Source organism: Enterococcus pseudoavium NBRC 100491, from assembly GCF_001544295.1.
GTDB classification, from domain to species: Bacteria; Bacillota; Bacilli; order Lactobacillales; family Enterococcaceae; genus Enterococcus_A; species Enterococcus_A pseudoavium.
In genome coordinates this window covers 16522-33692 of the sequence record NZ_BCQF01000028.1, presented here as the reverse complement: position 1 = coordinate 33692, position 17171 = coordinate 16522, and the positions used below count along the sequence as shown (strand labels likewise).

The window sequence follows — 17171 nt, the reverse complement described above, 5'->3', positions numbered from 1 at the left end:
ACCGGGCATAAAGATTTTCTTCTGCCAATCGTTCAATCTTGCGGCTAGTAAACGTTTCTCTCGTATAGGCAAAAAGAACCAACTTCATCATTGCACTCAAATCATACTCTCTTGGTCTTCCAAAAAGGTAAGGTTGATTGATTTGAAGAGACGCCACTAACTCGTTAATGAAAAGGGCTACGTGATTTTCTTTTGGTTCGAATGAAGTACTGATGTCCAATGTGAGTTGATTCATGTTATAATTTGTATGCATGATTTTGATCCTTTCGGGGGTTGAATGATTTAGAGTACGGGTGCCACCGTACTCTTTTATATTACCCAAAAAACTCCAGAAATAGACGGTTTTCCGTCATTTCTGGAGTTTTTTTCAGAGACTTATGTCACAGCTCCTAAGCTAAGTTTTATTCAGCTGTTTCTAAAGCATCCAATGATTTGCTGCCAAACCATAAGATCAGACCTAATACGATAACGACTGCTGCTAGAACTCCGTAACCCATTTGGAAATCTTTAGGTACATCTGTTTCTAACAAGGCATAGATGACTGGGTAGATCATTTGTGATAAGAAGACCGCGATCGTCCAAACACCTAATAATAGTCCCATCATTTTAGCGGGTGCTAATTTGGCAATGAATGAATTTCCAAGTGGTGAAAAGACCATTTCGCCGACTGACATCAATAAGCTGACTAAAGCCAACCATAAAATTCCTGTATGTCCGTTTCCAACCACATCAGCAAGAACCATAACTAGATAAGAAACTCCGACTAAGATCATGCCTAAAGCCGTTTTCTTAAACATACTCATATCGCCTTTCGGACGCGCAGCTAACTTGGTCCATAAACGTCCTAAAACAGGACCTAATACGATACAAGTCAACGCGTTCATTGAGTCGAAATAAGACGTTGGGATCTTGAAGCTGCCGATCATCCAATTAGCACGTTCGATAAAGCCGGCGCCATCGCCGTAGCCAAAGTAGAAGTACGCTGGCATATAAGCTAAATACCAAACAGTCCAGAAAATTACTGAGAATAACGTTACTAAAATAATCGCTACGATCCGTTTCTTATCGCCTGAAGTCAATTTTGTATCTGCCATATCGTCTTTTTTACCAGCCGATTCAAATTGACGTTGGTCGATCTTAAATGGTTTTTTACCAGCTTCGCCTAACGAACGGCTGTTAAAGATAAACCACGCAGCATCAATCAACAGTAATACACCACAAATCATGAAAACAAAGTTGAAGCCAAATGGCGGAATTAACAATACTAAGAATGTCGTTCCGATAAATGAACCAATATTAACAAATGAGTACTGAATAGAGAAGGCTTCATTCAATTCTTTCTCGTCATTAAACAAGAGGGCATTTACGCCGGACAGATTACCTTTGAACAAACCGGTACCAAGCGCTACTAAGATGATCATCAACCAGACCATTCCCATCGAGCTGGCTTGCCAAGCTAACATATAACCGGCACCCATCATGACCATCCCGGCTGCTACACAGAGCCTTGGGCTTAACCAATAATCGGCGATGTATCCGCCAAACGTCGGGGTAATATAAGTTGCTGCAACGAACCATGCTGAAATTTGCACCCCTTGGGCACTGGTCATGCCTAAACCGCCGGATGCGGCCGTTGTGGCGATCCAAATCGCCAACATGTATTTGGCTGTATAAAAGGCACAACGTTCAAAGGTGAACCCTAGTGCACAGACATAAAAGCCAAATGGTTTTTTTGTTTTTACTGGTGTTGTTTCCACTATCATTCCTTCTTTCTTTTAATCGTTTGCTGCTAGCCATTCAGCCAACAGTTTCATGTATTTTTCTCGCTCTTCCACAAAAGGCATATGTCTGCTATAAGCAAATAATTCCCATTTCGCCCCTGGAATCGCGTCATACATCGTTTTTGCCACTAAAGGCGTCGATAAATCATTGGTGCCGCTAGTAATCAGTGTTGGAACTGTGATATTCCGTAATTTTTCCGTATAGTCATAACCTTGTAAAGTTCCTTCAGGTGAATATTCATTCGGTCCCCAAGCCATGACATAACTTTCCGTTCCCGCCACTTTTTCACGCCATAATGGTTCTGGATCGTCTTTAGTAAAGACGGGGGCCGCATGGCGAACCATAAAGCGATCATTAGCTGCCAGATAAGCCGGATCATCATAAACACCGGTTTCTTCGGCTTTGGCAATCGCCGCTTGATCAGCTTCTGACATGAATTTGATCATTCTGTGTTGTTCTTGCGCCCATAATTTAGCAGAAGATAACGTACTTGAAAGTACCATACTCTTGACGCCTTTAGGGGCATAGTCACAAACATAAATAATTTCCAGCATCCCGCCCCAAGATTGACCTAGCAGATGAACTTCATCTAAACCAAGGTGTTCTCTTAACGCGATTAACTCATTGACCCATGTTTCAGCCGTCCAAAGATCCGGCTGGGATGGCACCGCTGATTTTCCACAGCCTAATTGATCATACATGATGATCTGGCGGCCATCGACCGCCATTTCATCAAGTACTTCAAAATAGTTATGGGTTGAGCCGGGGCCGCCGTGCATGACAATCAATGGTTTCTTATTGCCGCCTTGTTCACCGACAATCCGATAATAAGTTTGATGCCCTAGATAAGGCATGTAGCCTTCTTCGATTTTCATACGTTGCGCGGCCTCCTAACCGATAATTTCTAACTCTTTCGAATAATGATTCAAGTTTTCACAACCGTCTTCAGTAACGATCACTAAGTCTTCGATTCGCACGCCGACTTCCCCTGGAATGTAGATCCCTGGTTCAATCGAGAAAATATTGCCGACTTCGGCTGTGTTATGGTTCGCACCAGAAACATCGCCTGCTTCGTGACATTCGATCCCGATAAAATGACCAAGACGATGAGTAAAGTATTCGCCATAGCCTTTTTCTGTGATATAGTCACGGGCAGCCGCATCCAGATCAGAGAATTTAACGCCTGGCTTCACCAGATCAATGGCACGTTGAGCCGCTTCTTTAACGATCTCATAGACTTCGCGACCTTTGTCTGAAACTTCTTTGTAGAAGAAAGTCCGGGTCATATCTGAAGCATAAGAATTTTTGATTCCGCCGATATCCAAGATGACAGAGTCCCCTGGTTTCACTTTAGAATCATCGGTTTCATGATGCGGGTCAGCCGCATTGGCACCGTAGCCAACGATTGGATCAAAAGAAAAACCGGTATTGCCTAGTTCTTTGTAGATTTCAGCTAATTTTTCTGCCATTTCAGCTTCTGTCAATTCTTCCGGCAATAATTTTTTCAAGCGATCGATCGCCACTTCATTGTCTGCTTGAGCATCACGCATCAATTGTTTTTCTTCTTCATCTTTGATTGCGCGCACCGCATCTGTCACTTCTGAGCCGTTACCTAATTTAGCGTTTGGTACAAGCTCTAATAAGTGTAATAAGAAATGCGCAGGCCAATTTTTGTCAACACCGATTTTTTGATCCGTATCAACATATTCAAGAACTTTTTTCACAGCATCGTCGGTATCATCGATAAAGACTTTTTCCAAGCCCAAATCCTCTTCGATCGGGAATAATTTGTTGACGATCAATGTGTTTTTATTTTCTGGCGTAATCACTAGTACCAATAACCGTTCACCAGGATGAATCCAGCGGCCAGTTAGATAGAAAATAGTTGCTGGGTCTGAAACCAGTAATTGACCATAACCTTGTTCTTTCATTTTTTCAATGACTCTTTCAACGCGACGTTCTTTCAAAATATTTCACTCCTTTTATCATGATTGCCGATTGGCATTATTAAAAACAGCTAAGTTCTCACGTAGCTGCTAATAATCACTTTGCGCGGAAACAACCTGTCCTGTAACAGATTTGAAATACGTAATAAAAAATGAGTAACCATCCCTCTGCCACTAATTTTAAAATAACCATAAAACACTTTGCATTTCAAGCTTTTCTAAAAAAAAAGAAGCTTTTAGCATTTCGTATCCGCTGCCATCATTTTACTATATCTTTTAGTTTATTTAAACAATTCTTTAAACTTTTTTTCCAATTCGACGATTGATTAGTTCATTTTAAAAAATAAAATCCCTTCATACACTCGATTACCCATCATTTTTTGTGCTTATTATTCTCTCATGTTTTTTATTTTATTATTAAAAAACATTTTTTCAATAACGGGGTTTTTCTGACTAATACTTTTTTCAGCTTTTTTGAACAAAAGAAAAAACAGCTCTGTTATACAACAAAGCTGTTTACTGATTTTGTTTATGAGAATGAATTTGGTGCTTCTGCATTTTATGATACGAATAAAAGAATTTTGGTGACAGTTCATACCCGACGGTGATCCCCACTGCAATCGCAATGGCGATTTTTAATACTTGGATGCCAATCTGAGCGGCCTTGACAGAATCGCCAATAAAAAAATTATAGGTAAAATTATAAATCCCCATCCCTGGGACCAAGCAAAAGATCCCGCAGATCAAAAAAATCGTGACCGGTGCTTTCAGTGCAAAGGAAGCTTCCCGCGAAAGGTAGATCAAAACCAGTGAAGCAATGAACGTCGCAGCGATCGGTGCCACCCAAAAATGCATGATCAGTAAGTATATCGCCCAACCGCAGGCACCAATCATGCCGCACTGAAAATAATAGGGCCGGGGAACTTCGAACAAAATCGCAAACGAGATCGTCCCCAAAAAACCGGCTAAAATTTGTAACAACCCATTAACCATCGCTCCCACTCCTTTCTAAAGATCGTCTAGATTGATTAGCCAAACGCCCGCTATAACAGGCTAAATACTCGTAAGACCAGACCAACACCCACCGAGACACATAAGGCGGTGATCAAGGCATAAATCATCTGGCCCCAACCGGAGCTGTAATCGCCGTCAAATAGATAACGGATCCCGTTGACGATCGCCACTCCCGGCAATAACGAGATGATCCCGCCAGTCACTAGACTGGTCAACTGCAACGCCGGAAAAAAGTGAACGAACAAACACGCCAAAATACTGACCACCCCACTGCTGGTAATGGTGGCGATAATATCCGACATGTTAAATTTCGGCAATAGATACATCGTGAAACAAGCTAATAAAACCCCTAAAACCAGTGCTCCGATCGTATCCCATAAGCTCCCTCCAAAAATAAAACAGAAGCTGGCACTGCCAAAAGCGTAAGCAAATATTTTTAAAGGATTCGAAGCAAAGGATTCATGCTTGATTTCTTGTAGCCATTCGTTGGCGTCTTCCGGATCTAAACGCTTTTCCGTTAAGCGCCGAGACAAGGTATTGATCTGTTCGATCCGCCCTAAGTTGATGGGGGAAATCGGAATATCCCGCACCCGCGCTTGAACGGTTTGATCTTTCAGCCGTGCGGTCATAAAAATACCATTAATCAGCACAAAACTATCAAACTCTTTTAACTCTAACGCCACGGCTATATGACGAATGGTCGTTTCGATCCGCTTGATCTCAGCGCCATTTTTTAATAAGGTTTCGGCAATATCGTAGACAAAGTCAAACGATTCCCGTTCATTCATCAAATCCCCCCCTTTTCATTATCCCGTCACTCGGTAGACGTTGTTTGGCAAAACTGCTGCCTTACTAATGAACCGCGCGTTCTACATTAGGCCGCGCCGTTTTTTTATTTTTCAGTGGCGAAGATCTCCTCAAACTAAACCGTATGTTGATAAATCTTCGACTCGCAAAAACGACGACAGCAAAAAAGCTGTCGTCGTCTTAGTATAGCTTATTTCACGCTTATAATTCAATCAAATCATGGGAAATACTGATCATATTTTCATAACCATCATCCGTGATCAAGACTTGGTCTTCGATCCGGACACCGCCCCAATCAGGAATATAGATTCCCGGTTCGATCGTCATCACCATTCCACTTTCCAAAACATCGTCATATTGTTCATCGATGTATGGCAATTCATGGACGAACAAACCGATACTGTGGCCGATATTACGATACGTATATTGTGGATATTCTGTCCCTGCCAGTGGTTTCAAGGAAGCTTGATAAATATCTTTGACGGCCGCGCCGTTTTTCATTACTGCTTCGGCCGCTTCCAAACTTTGTTTTTCCAGTTCATAGACTTCCCGCTGTTTTTCACTGGCTTTTCCAACGACGACCGTTCTGGTCATATCCGACATGTAGCCTTCATACTGACAGCCAAAGTCCATCAAAACAAAATCCCCATATTCGATCGCTTTTTTCGAAGGAATTCCATGGAGCAAGGACGTATTGGCGCCGGAAATCAAAATATTGCCGTAAGGTTGGGTATCAGCACCTTCTTGAACCATATATAAAGATAATTTCGCAGCGAGTTCTTTTTCAGTTACCCCAACGCGAAGATCCTCCAAGATCCGGTTAAAGGCCCGGCAAGAAATTTCACAGGCATTGCGCATATATTGGATTTCCTGCGGGGATTTGATCGCCCGCATGCGATCAATCACACCACCGGCTTGCACAAATTCTGCATCCGTTTTACTAGTAAAGTCTGAATACATATCATAGGTTAAATAATCGGCTTCAAAAGCGATTGTCTTAAGTTTTTTTTCACTGGCTAAACGTGCCACGGTATCGCCGACTGTCCGGCCTGGCAAACGCCAATTGATAATTTCATAATCAGGGACCTCGATATCTGCTTGTTCAGTATAGCGTGGATCGGTTAAGAAATATTGACCTTCTTTTGTCAGCAAAATAAATGAATCATCGCCTGTCCAACCACTGGTAAAACGCACATTCACTCTTTTGGCAATAAAAAAAGCATCCAATTTTTCTTTTTCCAAATACCCACGAATCTTTTCTTCGTTTAACATCGTCACACGTTCCTTTCTGATTTGAAGTTCTAGCCTTCTACTGACTAGAGTAGCAGTCAGCAGAAATTTGGTCAACGCTTTCAAAAAAATCATGTCTGTTTTTTTGAAGGGCGCTTGAGCAAAACGGAACTGCTTTTCTGCTGGCAGCTCCATTTGTTGGGCAGTTGTTTTGGCAGTCCATTCAAAATTGACAGCTGAAAGCGAAATCGCTTACGATGATTGTAGGAACAAAAATCGAGAGGAGTTATTTTATGGAAAAAGTAAGCGATTTTACCCGGCAAAAAAATCAACAAGTTCAAACCGAGCTGCCCTTTGAAAAAAATCAGGAGTTGGCACTCGCCAAACAAAACTGTGTGGCCCCGTTTAACGAATTGGAGATCAAACAGGACGGGAAAGTGATTTGGAGTCAACAGGCTTATGACTTTTTAGAAAAGGAGTGTCCGGCTTGTGCCAACCCCAGTCTCTGGGAAAATGCCCGCTGCAATCACCAAACCGGTCTATTCCGTGTAACCGACAAGATTTTTCAACTGCGGGGTTTTGACATGGCGAACCTCACCTTGGTCCTGACACCTAAAAATACTTGGCTGGTTTTTGACACCTTGATGAGCATCGAATGCTCCCGGGCCGCCATCGAATTTGCCAATCGCTGGTTTGCCGAAAATAACTATCCCAGCGTCGATCAGCATCTCGCCGGGATCATCATCAGTCATTCTCATGTAGATCATTTTGGCGGAATCCGTGGCTTGTTTCCTGATTTCACTTTGGATCCGACCGTTCCGATCTACGCACCCACCGGCTTTACAGAAGCGGCGATCGCCGAAAATTTAATGGTCGGAAAAGCGATGGGACGACGCGCTGAATATCAATACGGAGCCTCACTGGAAAAAGCGGCTGACGGGGCCTTATCGATTGGCATCGGACAAGGCCAGTCCTTAGGAACGATCAGTTTTGAGTTGCCGACTAAAGAAATCACCACCAATCAAACCTTGAGCATCGATGGCTTAAGTCTCGTCTTCCAATTAACTCCCGGCACCGAAGCGCCAGCAGAAATGAATACTTTTATCCCTGAATATGAAGCTTTGTGGATGGCAGAAAATTGTACCTGTACCATGCACAATTTATATACTTTGCGGGGAGCGCAAGTTCGTGATGCCACCGCTTGGGCAAAATATTTGTTAGAGGCGCGCCATTTATTTGGACCACAGGCGAAAGTGTTATTTCATGCCCATACTTGGCCGCGCTATGCTACCGAAGAAGATCCGGAGTGTATCAATGAATACTTGATCAATCAAGCGCGGATGTATAAAGGAATCCATGATCAAACCTTGGCGGCGATTAATCAAGGCTATACAGAAAATGAAGTCGAACAGCAGCTCCATTTACCAAAAGATTTGACGGAGAAATGGTATTTGCGCCCGTATTATGGAACGATCAGTCACAATAGCAAAGCAGTCTATCAAAAATATATGGGCTGGTATGATTCCAATCCGGTCAATCTACAGCCGCTACCGCCAAAAGAAGAAGCCGAAAATTTTGTCCGCTATATGGGCGGAGCAGCCGCCATCTTAACAAAAGCCAACGAGGATTATCAAAAAGGCGCGTATCGTTGGGTGGCGAAAGTCACCAATCTAATTGTTTTTGCTGATCCAGAAAATCAAAAAGCCCGCCAATTGTGCCAAAAAGCTTTGACTCAATTAGGTTATCAAGCGGAGTCGGGAACCTGGCGCAATGAGTATTTAACGGGCGCTTTGGAATTGGCCCAAGGAACGAATACTGATCCGAATCGCTATACTAGCAGTCCCACCGATCTGATCAAGCATCTATCCGGGGAAATGGTTTTGAATTATTTAAGTTTGCATACCATCCCTAGTGAAAAACACCTTTGTGGCACGATCATTTTTGAGGACGACTGGACTTTTGAACAGGGCCGTTATCTTCAACAAGCCACTTGTTACTACCTTGATTATTGGCAAGGAATTCTCACCTATTATCCAGTCGATCTAAATGAACCAACGGCTGGTGAAGCTTTTTACCAAGGCAAACGCCTAACATTCATGAACCAATTATTGGGAGCTGACCCGGGTGAACTGCAGGAATGGCACCAAGTATTTGAATTCAACGCGAAAAGACAGAGTTTTGCGATCATCGAACCTTAAAAGAAAAAGCAGAAGCGAGCCTGACGGCTGACTTCTGCTTTTTTGCTGTAGACGTTATTTGCGACGATGACGACTCATCCGGGTTTGCGGTGCTTCGTCCACTGTTGGTTGCTCAGTAGTTTTCGTTACTTCTTTGACTATCTTTGTATTTTTGGTTGCTTGTTTTTTCGCAAGTGGTCGTTTCAAGCGGTCTGCTTTTGCGGCAACTGCTTGAGACTGCGCAACGGGCTTCCCGTCTTGTTTCGACTCTTCTGTTTTTCTCACTGGACGAACCGGCTGTTTCACAGGTGCTTGCTGGACTTTCTTTTCAACCGGTCGTTTGCTACGTTGCGGAATTTCCGGCAGTTTGAAAGTTTTGATCGTTTGTTCTTCGTGGAAAAAAGGAAGCCGCTGTAAAAACAGATTGCCTAAATAGCCGGCCAACCAAATCCATAAGAATAATTCCACTGGAAACAGCAACAAGAACAGACACGCCGTCGCAAAAGGCTGTTTCAAAATCACTGCACACGCGCTCGCGGTAAAAACGGCCACGAGTAAACCAGGCGAATACGGTAAAACACTGGCAAATGCCAAAGCCACCGCAATACTGGAGAAAATCATCGGGAAAATCGTTCCTCCGCGCCAATTGCAAGCTAACAAAAAGATCGTAATGGCGGCTTTACCAAAACCAATCAGTAATAGAATCACAAAAGGCAGCGTTTCGGCTTGACGGGTAAACGACAATAAATTATGTTCCCCCGAAAATAAGAAATACGGTGAAATCGTGCCTAAAATTCCTAGCACAAGTCCCGCAAAGATCGCCAGCGGTAAAGGATTGCGAATCCGCTGATTCAGCTGCTCGCCTTTTTCTTGTAAAACTAAGAAGAGTTTCCCGAACAAAGCCCCTAAAAGAATCAGAGGAATCGTCAGGAGCAGTCCCTGCCAAGTAAACGAACTATCCATTCGCCGAACCGCAAAAACCTGATCTTGATTCGGGAAAAAACTATTGGCGAAAAGATAACCAATAAAACCGGTGAAGGTGGCAAACAGATACAAAACATATTTTTTTAGTTTACTTTCTGTGACGACTTGCCAATCATCTTGCTCCACGGTCCGCCCGACACCAAATAATGGCGTCATAAAAATAACTCCCAGCGAGGTCCCGACACCAAATTCAAGTAAATCAGCTCGTTGACCCTCACTCATTTTTCTGCGGTCAGCGGCGTAAGTAATCAAACCGCCCAAGAGCGCAATCAAGGCCGCTTCTGGCCCTAAGCTAGCTCCGAAGAATAAAACCAATAGTGAACCAAGCAAGTTACGAACCAACTTGCCATCATGATAATCGATCCGCTTGGTTTCGCGGTATTCTGTAAAAGATTCCTGCAAGGTACGCGGGTAGCGGCCAAAAGTTTTTACAAAAAAACCAATCGCTACCCCGCCGATCGTACAGACGATCAAGGGATAAATCCGCGGGTCCCCCAGTGCTTTGGGCAGTGTTTGCCACAAAAGCTGCTGACCTAATTCCGTCAGACCCATAAATAAGGCCACGACGATCCCAACAAACAATCCCAAAAGACCGCTATAGCCAAAAAATGCTAGTTTAAACTTATTCATAAAATTAACCTTTCTTTGTTAGACTCCGCTACATTATAACAAAGGTTTTAGTTCTTAGGAGGCCTTTTGCGCGACTTTTTGTGATTTTTGCGGCTTTTTTCGGGTCTTTTTTTGTTGAATTGTTAATTGCAGGCTTGAAAGCGTTTGTTGCAATTCAGGCGTTAGCTGATAATGATCGACTAGATATTGACGGGTTTTTTCGGTAAAGAAGCCTTTCATAAAGGCGAAAAAGAAGCCTTCGGGATTTTTGACGGTCTGATAGCGATACATTTGTTCCAAGGCTTTGGCGATCGCATCACTGATGTCCGCTCTAAAATACTCATTGTGTTCAAAGGTCAAAACTTCGGCCTCAGCCGGTAAACCGGCTTGGATATATTGCTGGGTGCTGGCATATTTAGCTTTAAAAATCGTGTCGACAAACCAGCGGGCTTTTTGGTATTGCCCATCACAAAACGGTAAAAATCGTTGAAAGGCTTGTTGCGGCAACAAATGAGCATAACGAGCGGCTAGCCCGTCAATCAGACTTTCGGCTTGCGTTACGGCGACTTTTTGCGGTCCCGTGCTAGTTACTTTTGTTGCTCTTGTGGTTTGTTTTGCTAATTGTTTTTGTGTACTTGTAAGCAAATTTTGCGTGTTCGAAGCCGCAGATTCTGCTTCTCTATCCACAGTGGATAACTCGTGAGCGGGCGTTGGGGCTTTGTCCACAACTGCGAGTGTTTTTGTGCTGGTATAATTTTTAAAGGCTAATTTGACCGCGCAATCCTTTTTGGGAGCTTGCGGATTAGCGACATAAATACGATAATTTTTGAGACCATGACGCTGCACCTGGATCAAACCGGCTTGCAACAACGTGTTTTTTAAATTGGTGACTTTTCGTTCAGAGACCCGCAACAATTCGGCCGCCTCTTCATTTGAAAAATAAATATAAGGTAGCCCGGCTTCATCTAACCAAGTCCCCTCTTTTTGCGAATTGTAGATACTGCAAGTCATTCGCATCGTATACAGAGCATGAAGCATCATGGCTTCAATCGATAAGTTTTCATATTGTGGATTATTTATTAGATTCAAATCAATGGGAATATAATTTCCGTTTGGTAAGTTGGATGCAGTCATGATGTTATCTAAATGTGTGGACATGACAAAAAACCTCCTGAATTCACTTTCAAAGTTAGTAACGAAAGGTCTTAAAGGAATGCTGACTGTCACGTGATAATTGATTGAGGAAGTATCCAAAATATGGTATACTTAATAAAGGTTAGGCAAACACCAATTTTTCTAACCCTGATAAGTTTATCTATATGTGACAGGCTAATTCGCCAAAATTAGCTCAAACCTTTGAGTTTAAAGATCGCCAAATCTTTAAACTCTTTTTTTCGTTTTTTTCTACATGTCTAGAATAAGGGATTAAAAGCCTATTGTAAAGCGATTCCTGAACATCTTTTTTTTGAGTTAACTTTAATTTGGTTTATAAAAGCATTTGAGGTTTACGGTAAATGCGGAATAAAAACAATTTAGGTTTACTTGATTAAAGGATGTAAAAGTAATTTAGGTAAACTCAATTTGAAACAATCCCTGCCCTCCTTTCTACAGAAAATGTGGATAAAAAGTAAGGCGGATAAGGTGTTCATTAGTTATCCACAGCCCCCGAAGAAGAGCCTCTGCCATTTCAAAAGTAAACTTTAAAAAAAGATAAACAATCATAAAGGTAAACTTAATTGATTGATAACTTCAAAAAAAGTAAACCGTAACATAGGTAGTTCCCTATATTGAGGTTTACTTTTTTTGAGCCTAATTCTCATCGTTTTCTAATTCTTTGAATAATTTTTGATACTTCGGCTTCTCTTTATACTCCTCCATAGAGGCTTCTTCAAGCTGATTCAAGAAATTACGGTCATCTCTTGATAGACCCTTTTCCAAATAATAATCATATAAGAAGTCAATCATCTTATCTGGAGTGTAGCCATCAAATTTGGCATTGATCAAATTTTGCATCCGAATCTTCGTTCGGGCTGAGATTTTTTGCATTTCCAATGCTTTTAGCCGAGGATCGTAGTATTGGCGCTTCCTCCCCCGCTTTCCGGGTTCACTATCAGGTGTATGCAGGGTATTTTCTTGCGGCTTTTTTTCATTTAAAGGTCTAGTTTCTTCGTGAAGTGAAGAATGTCGAAAATCGGTTTCTGGGCTTAGTGTTCGGTTGGCTAAGAGGTCCTGAGAACTGGGTTTCTTTTCCTCTTTGTCTTGATTAGAATACTCAGACATTTTTTCGATGCCTTTATTTTTTTTGTTCGCCGTTAAAAGCGAATCCAGCTTCATTTTTTTCGCCATTTAACGTCTCCCCTACTCTTCTCCGCTTAATATCAAGCGATGTTCATCAATTTCGTCCAAAATATTGACGAAAACTTCATGTGCCCGCTTGTCCCACTGCTCGACTTTACCATTTTTATTGATTTCATAGGTAATTCCTGACCCGTCATAACGTTTTAAACGACTTTGATTTAGCACAACGGTGTTTAAAAGATGGGCGCCGTAGATTTCTTTTGCAGCGGTATAGATTTCTTGGTCCACTGAGTCGCGTTTTTGCATCATAAATGGAACAATTCCCACGACTTCTAGCTCAGTTTGGTACTGTTCAATGAAAAAATTCATGTAATCAATGTAATTTTGAGCCCCTTTAAGGGATTTCACTTGGGTTTGCAGAATCACGATGACATATTCCGCGACGTACATGGCAGCATTGGAATAAGTACTGATGGTTGGCGGTACATCAATGTAAATGACGTCATAAACCTCTTTTAACGGCTCAATCAAACGCTCCATATACTTAAATTGCGATACTTTATCTCCCGGATATTTCTCGATCATATAATCGGGAAAATCAGAAAAGGAAATATTGGCAGGAATCAGATCTAAATTGGGAATAATTTGATAAATTGACGATTGGATGTCCCCTGAACGGACGGCTTCCCAAATAGTTGAGTCAAATTCTTCTGGTAAGGTATCATTTCCGAAATTTTCACCAGTTAAGGATAAGACATCACTGGTGTTCCCTTGCGGATCCAAATCGATGACCAGCGTTTTTCTTTTTTTACGAAAGGCACTTTCAAATGAGAGCATTTGAACGGTCGTTGATTTTCCAACGCCTCCCTTAAAATTTCCTACTACATATGTTTCAGCTTTTTTTGGCATAACAATCTCCAATCCTAGTTTCTCTTTTAAAGTTTACTATAAATGACGGTAAATATCAATTAGGTTTACTATAAAACCGATAAAATAAGTAAACTACAAATCATTATTAATAAAGTGTACTTTAAATAAGGAATAATGAAGTATACTTTATTAATATATAAAAGGTAAACTTGAAATAAGATCTAAAAGTAAACTTTTATTATTTTGAGGTAAACGATAATAAATCTTTTGAGTTAACACCATTTAAATAAAAAGTTTACTCTATATTTTATGAAGTAAACTTTTTAATAATTCAAAAGCTATTAAATCAATATCTATGTAAAATAAAAGTAAACTTCTAATATTCTAAGGTTTACTTGAATTGAACAAATAGTAAACTTTATCTGATACTTGATATAAAATAAAGTTTACCTGTTTCTATTTAATAAAGTAAACTCTATTTGTAATAAAGTATACCGTGATGCTTATAATAAAAAGTTTACCGAAATTTACAATTCGTTTAAAGTTTACTTTTAAACTCACAAATGAAGTAAACTTAAACAACTTTAATTACGGTAAATTGTTTAACTAAAAGGTAAACTTCAATCTTTTTATATAAGGTTTACTTGATTGTTTTTAAAAAAGTAAACTTTATAGAGCTAAAAAAGAGCCCAAATGACTCGTTTTGTGGACTCGTTTAGTTCCTGAAGGGAGCCAACCGCTAAATGAGTCTAGTAATCCGATGATGCAATCAAATAAATAGAGTAAACTTTTTATATCAATTAAAAAGTTTACTTTAAATATGGTCAATATCGATAAACAAAGTAAACTTCAAAATGAATAATTATCATTTGAGGTTTACTTTGTTTTACAAATTTAAAAGGTAAACTTTAATTAAATTACTTGTTTAATCATATTATTTAAGGTTTGCTTTTTATTTTAGCGATGATTAAAGTGAACCGCTATTTTATTTGAAGTAAACGACAAAACAAAAAACCTTTGAGGTATACCTCAAAGGTTTAAAAGTAAACTTTATAATGATTCGACTGTTTTAATGGCTTGATAAACTTGATCGGCCGTAATTTGTGGATCAACTAGCTTGAAGGTTTCATTGGCTGAAGCCGCATGATTGATCACAGGTGCTAAGTTTTCTTTTGAAGTGTCTGAAATATTCAGCTCTTTTAGTTTTAGTGGTAGGCCAGTTGCTTGGTAAAAGGTTTTTAATTTGTTGATTTCTCTTAAATCATTGGTATGGGCTAGCTGGACCAGAATACCGTAAGCGACTTTTTTCCCATGAAGCTGTTCATGAGCAGCGGCCAGATAGGAAAGACCGTCATGGACGGCATGGGCACCAGCCGAACGGCCAAATGAAGCAGCAAAGCCGCCAGTTTCGCCGGCTAATCCGATAATCGTATCGGTGATTCGACTGAAAGCCGGTGTGGCTTTTTGAGCTTCTAAGTCTTGAATGGCTGGAATGGCATCGTTTAATAAGATTTCTTGAATCGCTTTGGCGCTGGCGATTCCTAAGCGAACGTAAGCCGATTTTTGTTCATCAGGTAAATTTCGGGTAAGGCCTTCGATTTCATACCACTTGGCCAAGGTATCACCGATCCCGGCCACGAAATAATCCTTTGGTGTCGCTAGTAGAAACTTGGAATCTACTAAGGTCAAGAAAGGAGCGCGTTTCATGTAGCCAATCGCTTTAAACGTCCGATCAGGGTGATAGACAGCCACGATCGGAGTGAAAGGGGCACAATTTGAAATCAAGGTAGGGACGACGATCAGCTCGGCGTTCAAGGCTTCTGCCGCCATTTTGGCGGTATCAATCACTCGCCCCGCTCCGATGGCTAAAATCAGTTCAGCCTCTTCGATTTTGGCGGTCAATTCGAGGGCATTTTCTTGGCTGGAACTACCGTCATAGCGATAAGTAGGGTAGTCTAGTTCCTTTCGATAATACTGTTTGAAGGCTTCGGCCGATTTCTCGCCAGTAATGATTGAAATCTTCTTAAAACCAACTAAATAGCTAGGCAAATCTTGGAGAATGCCTTCTCCGCTAACGTAGCGATTTGCGCCAGGACGTACTTCGGTAGAGATATCCATTGAATCCAACTCCTTAGTAAAGTTTCTGATAATAAAAAAGTATTAAGTGAGATTTCAACTAGTTTATTCCTTGTTAAAATTAAAGTCAACTGTGTTTTTTATGATAAAAAATGTTGACAGTCTTTCTTTTGACGTGTAACATACGATTTATCAATTTGCTAAACAAAAAAACGTGATGAAGAGAAAAGTATAAATGACGAAGCATCCAAGAGAGTCCGGGTAGGTGAGAACGGATATGCGGGAGAATTTAGAAAATGGTCTCTGAATGGCACTATCGATACGTAGGTAGTGACGGGGCAGCGCTCGTTAACAACGCTCAAGTATGATCGTACTTGTCGAGGCAGTCGTTGTGAGATGATTGCAAATAAAGGTGGTAACGCGAGTCAGCTCGTCCTTTTCCAACACTAAGTGTGGGAAGAGGGCGGGCTTTTTTTGTTGGTAGATTGTTGAAGCGTGAATCATTCGAAGAAAAATAGGACAAATTAGGAGGAAATGAAGATGAAAAAATTAGGTAAAGGGATTTTATTAAGTGTAGCCGCCCTTGCGGTGAGCGGGTTATTGGCAGGCTGTGGGAGTAAAAGTGAAGCCCAACCATTGGATGAGAAAAAAGTCACGATTGGTGTGACATCGGGTCCCCACCAAGAGATTCTAGAGGAAGTGGCCAAGCAGGCGAAAAAAGATGGGCTTGAGATTCAGGTGAAAAGTTTTGATGATTACAATACACCGAATACGGCCTTAAGTGATGGCGATTTAGATGGAAACAGCTATCAAACACTTTCTTTTTTAGAACAACAGGTGAAAGATAAGGATTATAAAATTGAATCGGCCTTCAAAACGGTGGCTTTCCCATTAGGGGTTTACTCTAAAAAGATTTCGAATTTAAGTAAACTTCAATCCGGCGATAAAATTGGGGTGCCGAATGATCCAACCAACGAATATCGGGCATTGAAATTATTAGAAAAAGCTGGTGTCTTGAAATTGAAAGACGGTGTAGAGATCAAAGCAACGAAAAATGATATTGCTGAAAATCCTAAAAACGTTGAAATCGTCGAATTGGAAGCTTCACAGATTCCTTCTCAATTAGGGGAGTTGGCAGCAGCGGCGATCAATACGAATTTTGCTTTCGGAGCAGGTTTAACCATCAATGATGATGCGATCTACCATGAACCATTGAAAGATAACCCTAATTACAATGTCTTTGCCGTCCGGACTGAAAATAAAGACGACAAAATCGTCAAAGAAATCAAAAAGTATTACCAATCGGCTGAAACCAAAAAATTTATTGAAGAAAAATTCAAAGGTTCTGTCGTTCCCGCATTTTAAAATCGTCAGGTCA

Annotated in this window: 14 protein-coding genes and 1 other annotated feature; of the genes, 2 read left to right on the top strand and 12 right to left on the bottom strand. The window is 41.0% G+C overall.

Annotated features, from left to right (window positions below):
• From EP1_RS11410 to EP1_RS11380, 7 genes are all read right to left on the bottom strand, one after another.
• A partial coding sequence (locus EP1_RS11410; protein WP_167540757.1) for a transposase occupies window positions 1–253 on the bottom strand: 253 nt, incomplete at its 3' end.
• Window positions 254–401: 148 nt separating this feature from the next.
• The gene (locus EP1_RS11405) at window positions 402–1757 is read right to left on the bottom strand and encodes a peptide MFS transporter (protein ID WP_067627483.1); all 1356 of its coding nucleotides are present in this window, start codon (window positions 1755–1757) and stop codon (window positions 402–404) included.
• Window positions 1758–1775: 18 nt separating this feature from the next.
• Window positions 1776–2657, bottom strand: a complete 882-nt coding sequence (gene pepI, locus EP1_RS11400) for a proline iminopeptidase (protein WP_067627481.1) — start codon at window positions 2655–2657, stop codon at window positions 1776–1778.
• 15 nt (window positions 2658–2672) lie between these two features.
• Window positions 2673–3749, bottom strand: coding sequence for a M24 family metallopeptidase (locus EP1_RS11395; RefSeq protein WP_067627479.1), 1077 nt, complete (start codon window positions 3747–3749; stop codon window positions 2673–2675).
• A 495-nt stretch (window positions 3750–4244) separates the two neighbouring features.
• Complete coding sequence (locus EP1_RS11390) at window positions 4245–4721, bottom strand: threonine/serine exporter family protein (protein ID WP_067627477.1); 477 nt, start codon at window positions 4719–4721, stop codon at window positions 4245–4247.
• A gap of 50 nt (window positions 4722–4771) precedes the next feature.
• The gene (locus EP1_RS11385; RefSeq protein WP_067627474.1) at window positions 4772–5530 is read right to left on the bottom strand and encodes a threonine/serine exporter family protein; all 759 of its coding nucleotides are present in this window, start codon (window positions 5528–5530) and stop codon (window positions 4772–4774) included.
• Window positions 5531–5750: 220 nt separating this feature from the next.
• Window positions 5751–6974 (bottom strand): M24 family metallopeptidase, encoded by a 1224-nt coding sequence (locus EP1_RS11380; protein WP_245630610.1) that lies wholly within the window; start codon window positions 6972–6974, stop codon window positions 5751–5753.
• Window positions 6975–7072: 98 nt separating this feature from the next.
• Between EP1_RS11380 and EP1_RS11375 the strand changes: the two genes are divergently transcribed.
• Window positions 7073–8977 carry an alkyl/aryl-sulfatase gene (locus tag EP1_RS11375; RefSeq protein WP_067627472.1) on the top strand — a complete coding sequence of 635 codons (1905 nt, stop codon included), beginning with the start codon at window positions 7073–7075 and terminating at the stop codon, window positions 8975–8977.
• A 54-nt stretch (window positions 8978–9031) separates the two neighbouring features.
• On the opposite strand, the gene EP1_RS11370 is transcribed toward EP1_RS11375, so the two are convergent.
• The 5 genes from EP1_RS11370 to EP1_RS11350 form a co-directional block, all read right to left on the bottom strand.
• Window positions 9032–10570, bottom strand: a complete 1539-nt coding sequence (locus EP1_RS11370) for a chloride channel protein (protein WP_067627470.1) — start codon at window positions 10568–10570, stop codon at window positions 9032–9034.
• 54 nt (window positions 10571–10624) lie between these two features.
• On the bottom strand, window positions 10625–11707 hold the full coding sequence (locus EP1_RS11365; protein WP_067627468.1) for a replication initiator protein A: 1083 nt from the start codon (window positions 11705–11707) through the stop codon (window positions 10625–10627).
• Between the two features lie 651 nt (window positions 11708–12358).
• Complete coding sequence (locus EP1_RS11360) at window positions 12359–12895, bottom strand: hypothetical protein (RefSeq protein WP_067627465.1); 537 nt, start codon at window positions 12893–12895, stop codon at window positions 12359–12361.
• 12 nt (window positions 12896–12907) lie between these two features.
• On the bottom strand, window positions 12908–13756 hold the full coding sequence (locus tag EP1_RS11355) for a ParA family protein (RefSeq protein WP_067627463.1): 849 nt from the start codon (window positions 13754–13756) through the stop codon (window positions 12908–12910).
• A gap of 1011 nt (window positions 13757–14767) precedes the next feature.
• Window positions 14768–15835 carry an iron-containing alcohol dehydrogenase family protein gene (locus EP1_RS11350; protein WP_067627461.1) on the bottom strand — a complete coding sequence of 356 codons (1068 nt, stop codon included), beginning with the start codon at window positions 15833–15835 and terminating at the stop codon, window positions 14768–14770.
• Between the two features lie 166 nt (window positions 15836–16001).
• Window positions 16002–16234, top strand: a binding site (T-box leader).
• A 99-nt stretch (window positions 16235–16333) separates the two neighbouring features.
• On the opposite strand from EP1_RS11350, the gene EP1_RS11345 reads away from it, so the two are divergent.
• Window positions 16334–17158: a MetQ/NlpA family ABC transporter substrate-binding protein gene (locus tag EP1_RS11345; RefSeq protein WP_067627459.1), complete on the top strand. Its 825-nt coding sequence runs from the start codon at window positions 16334–16336 to the stop codon at window positions 17156–17158.
• Window positions 17159–17171 lie beyond the last annotated feature (13 nt).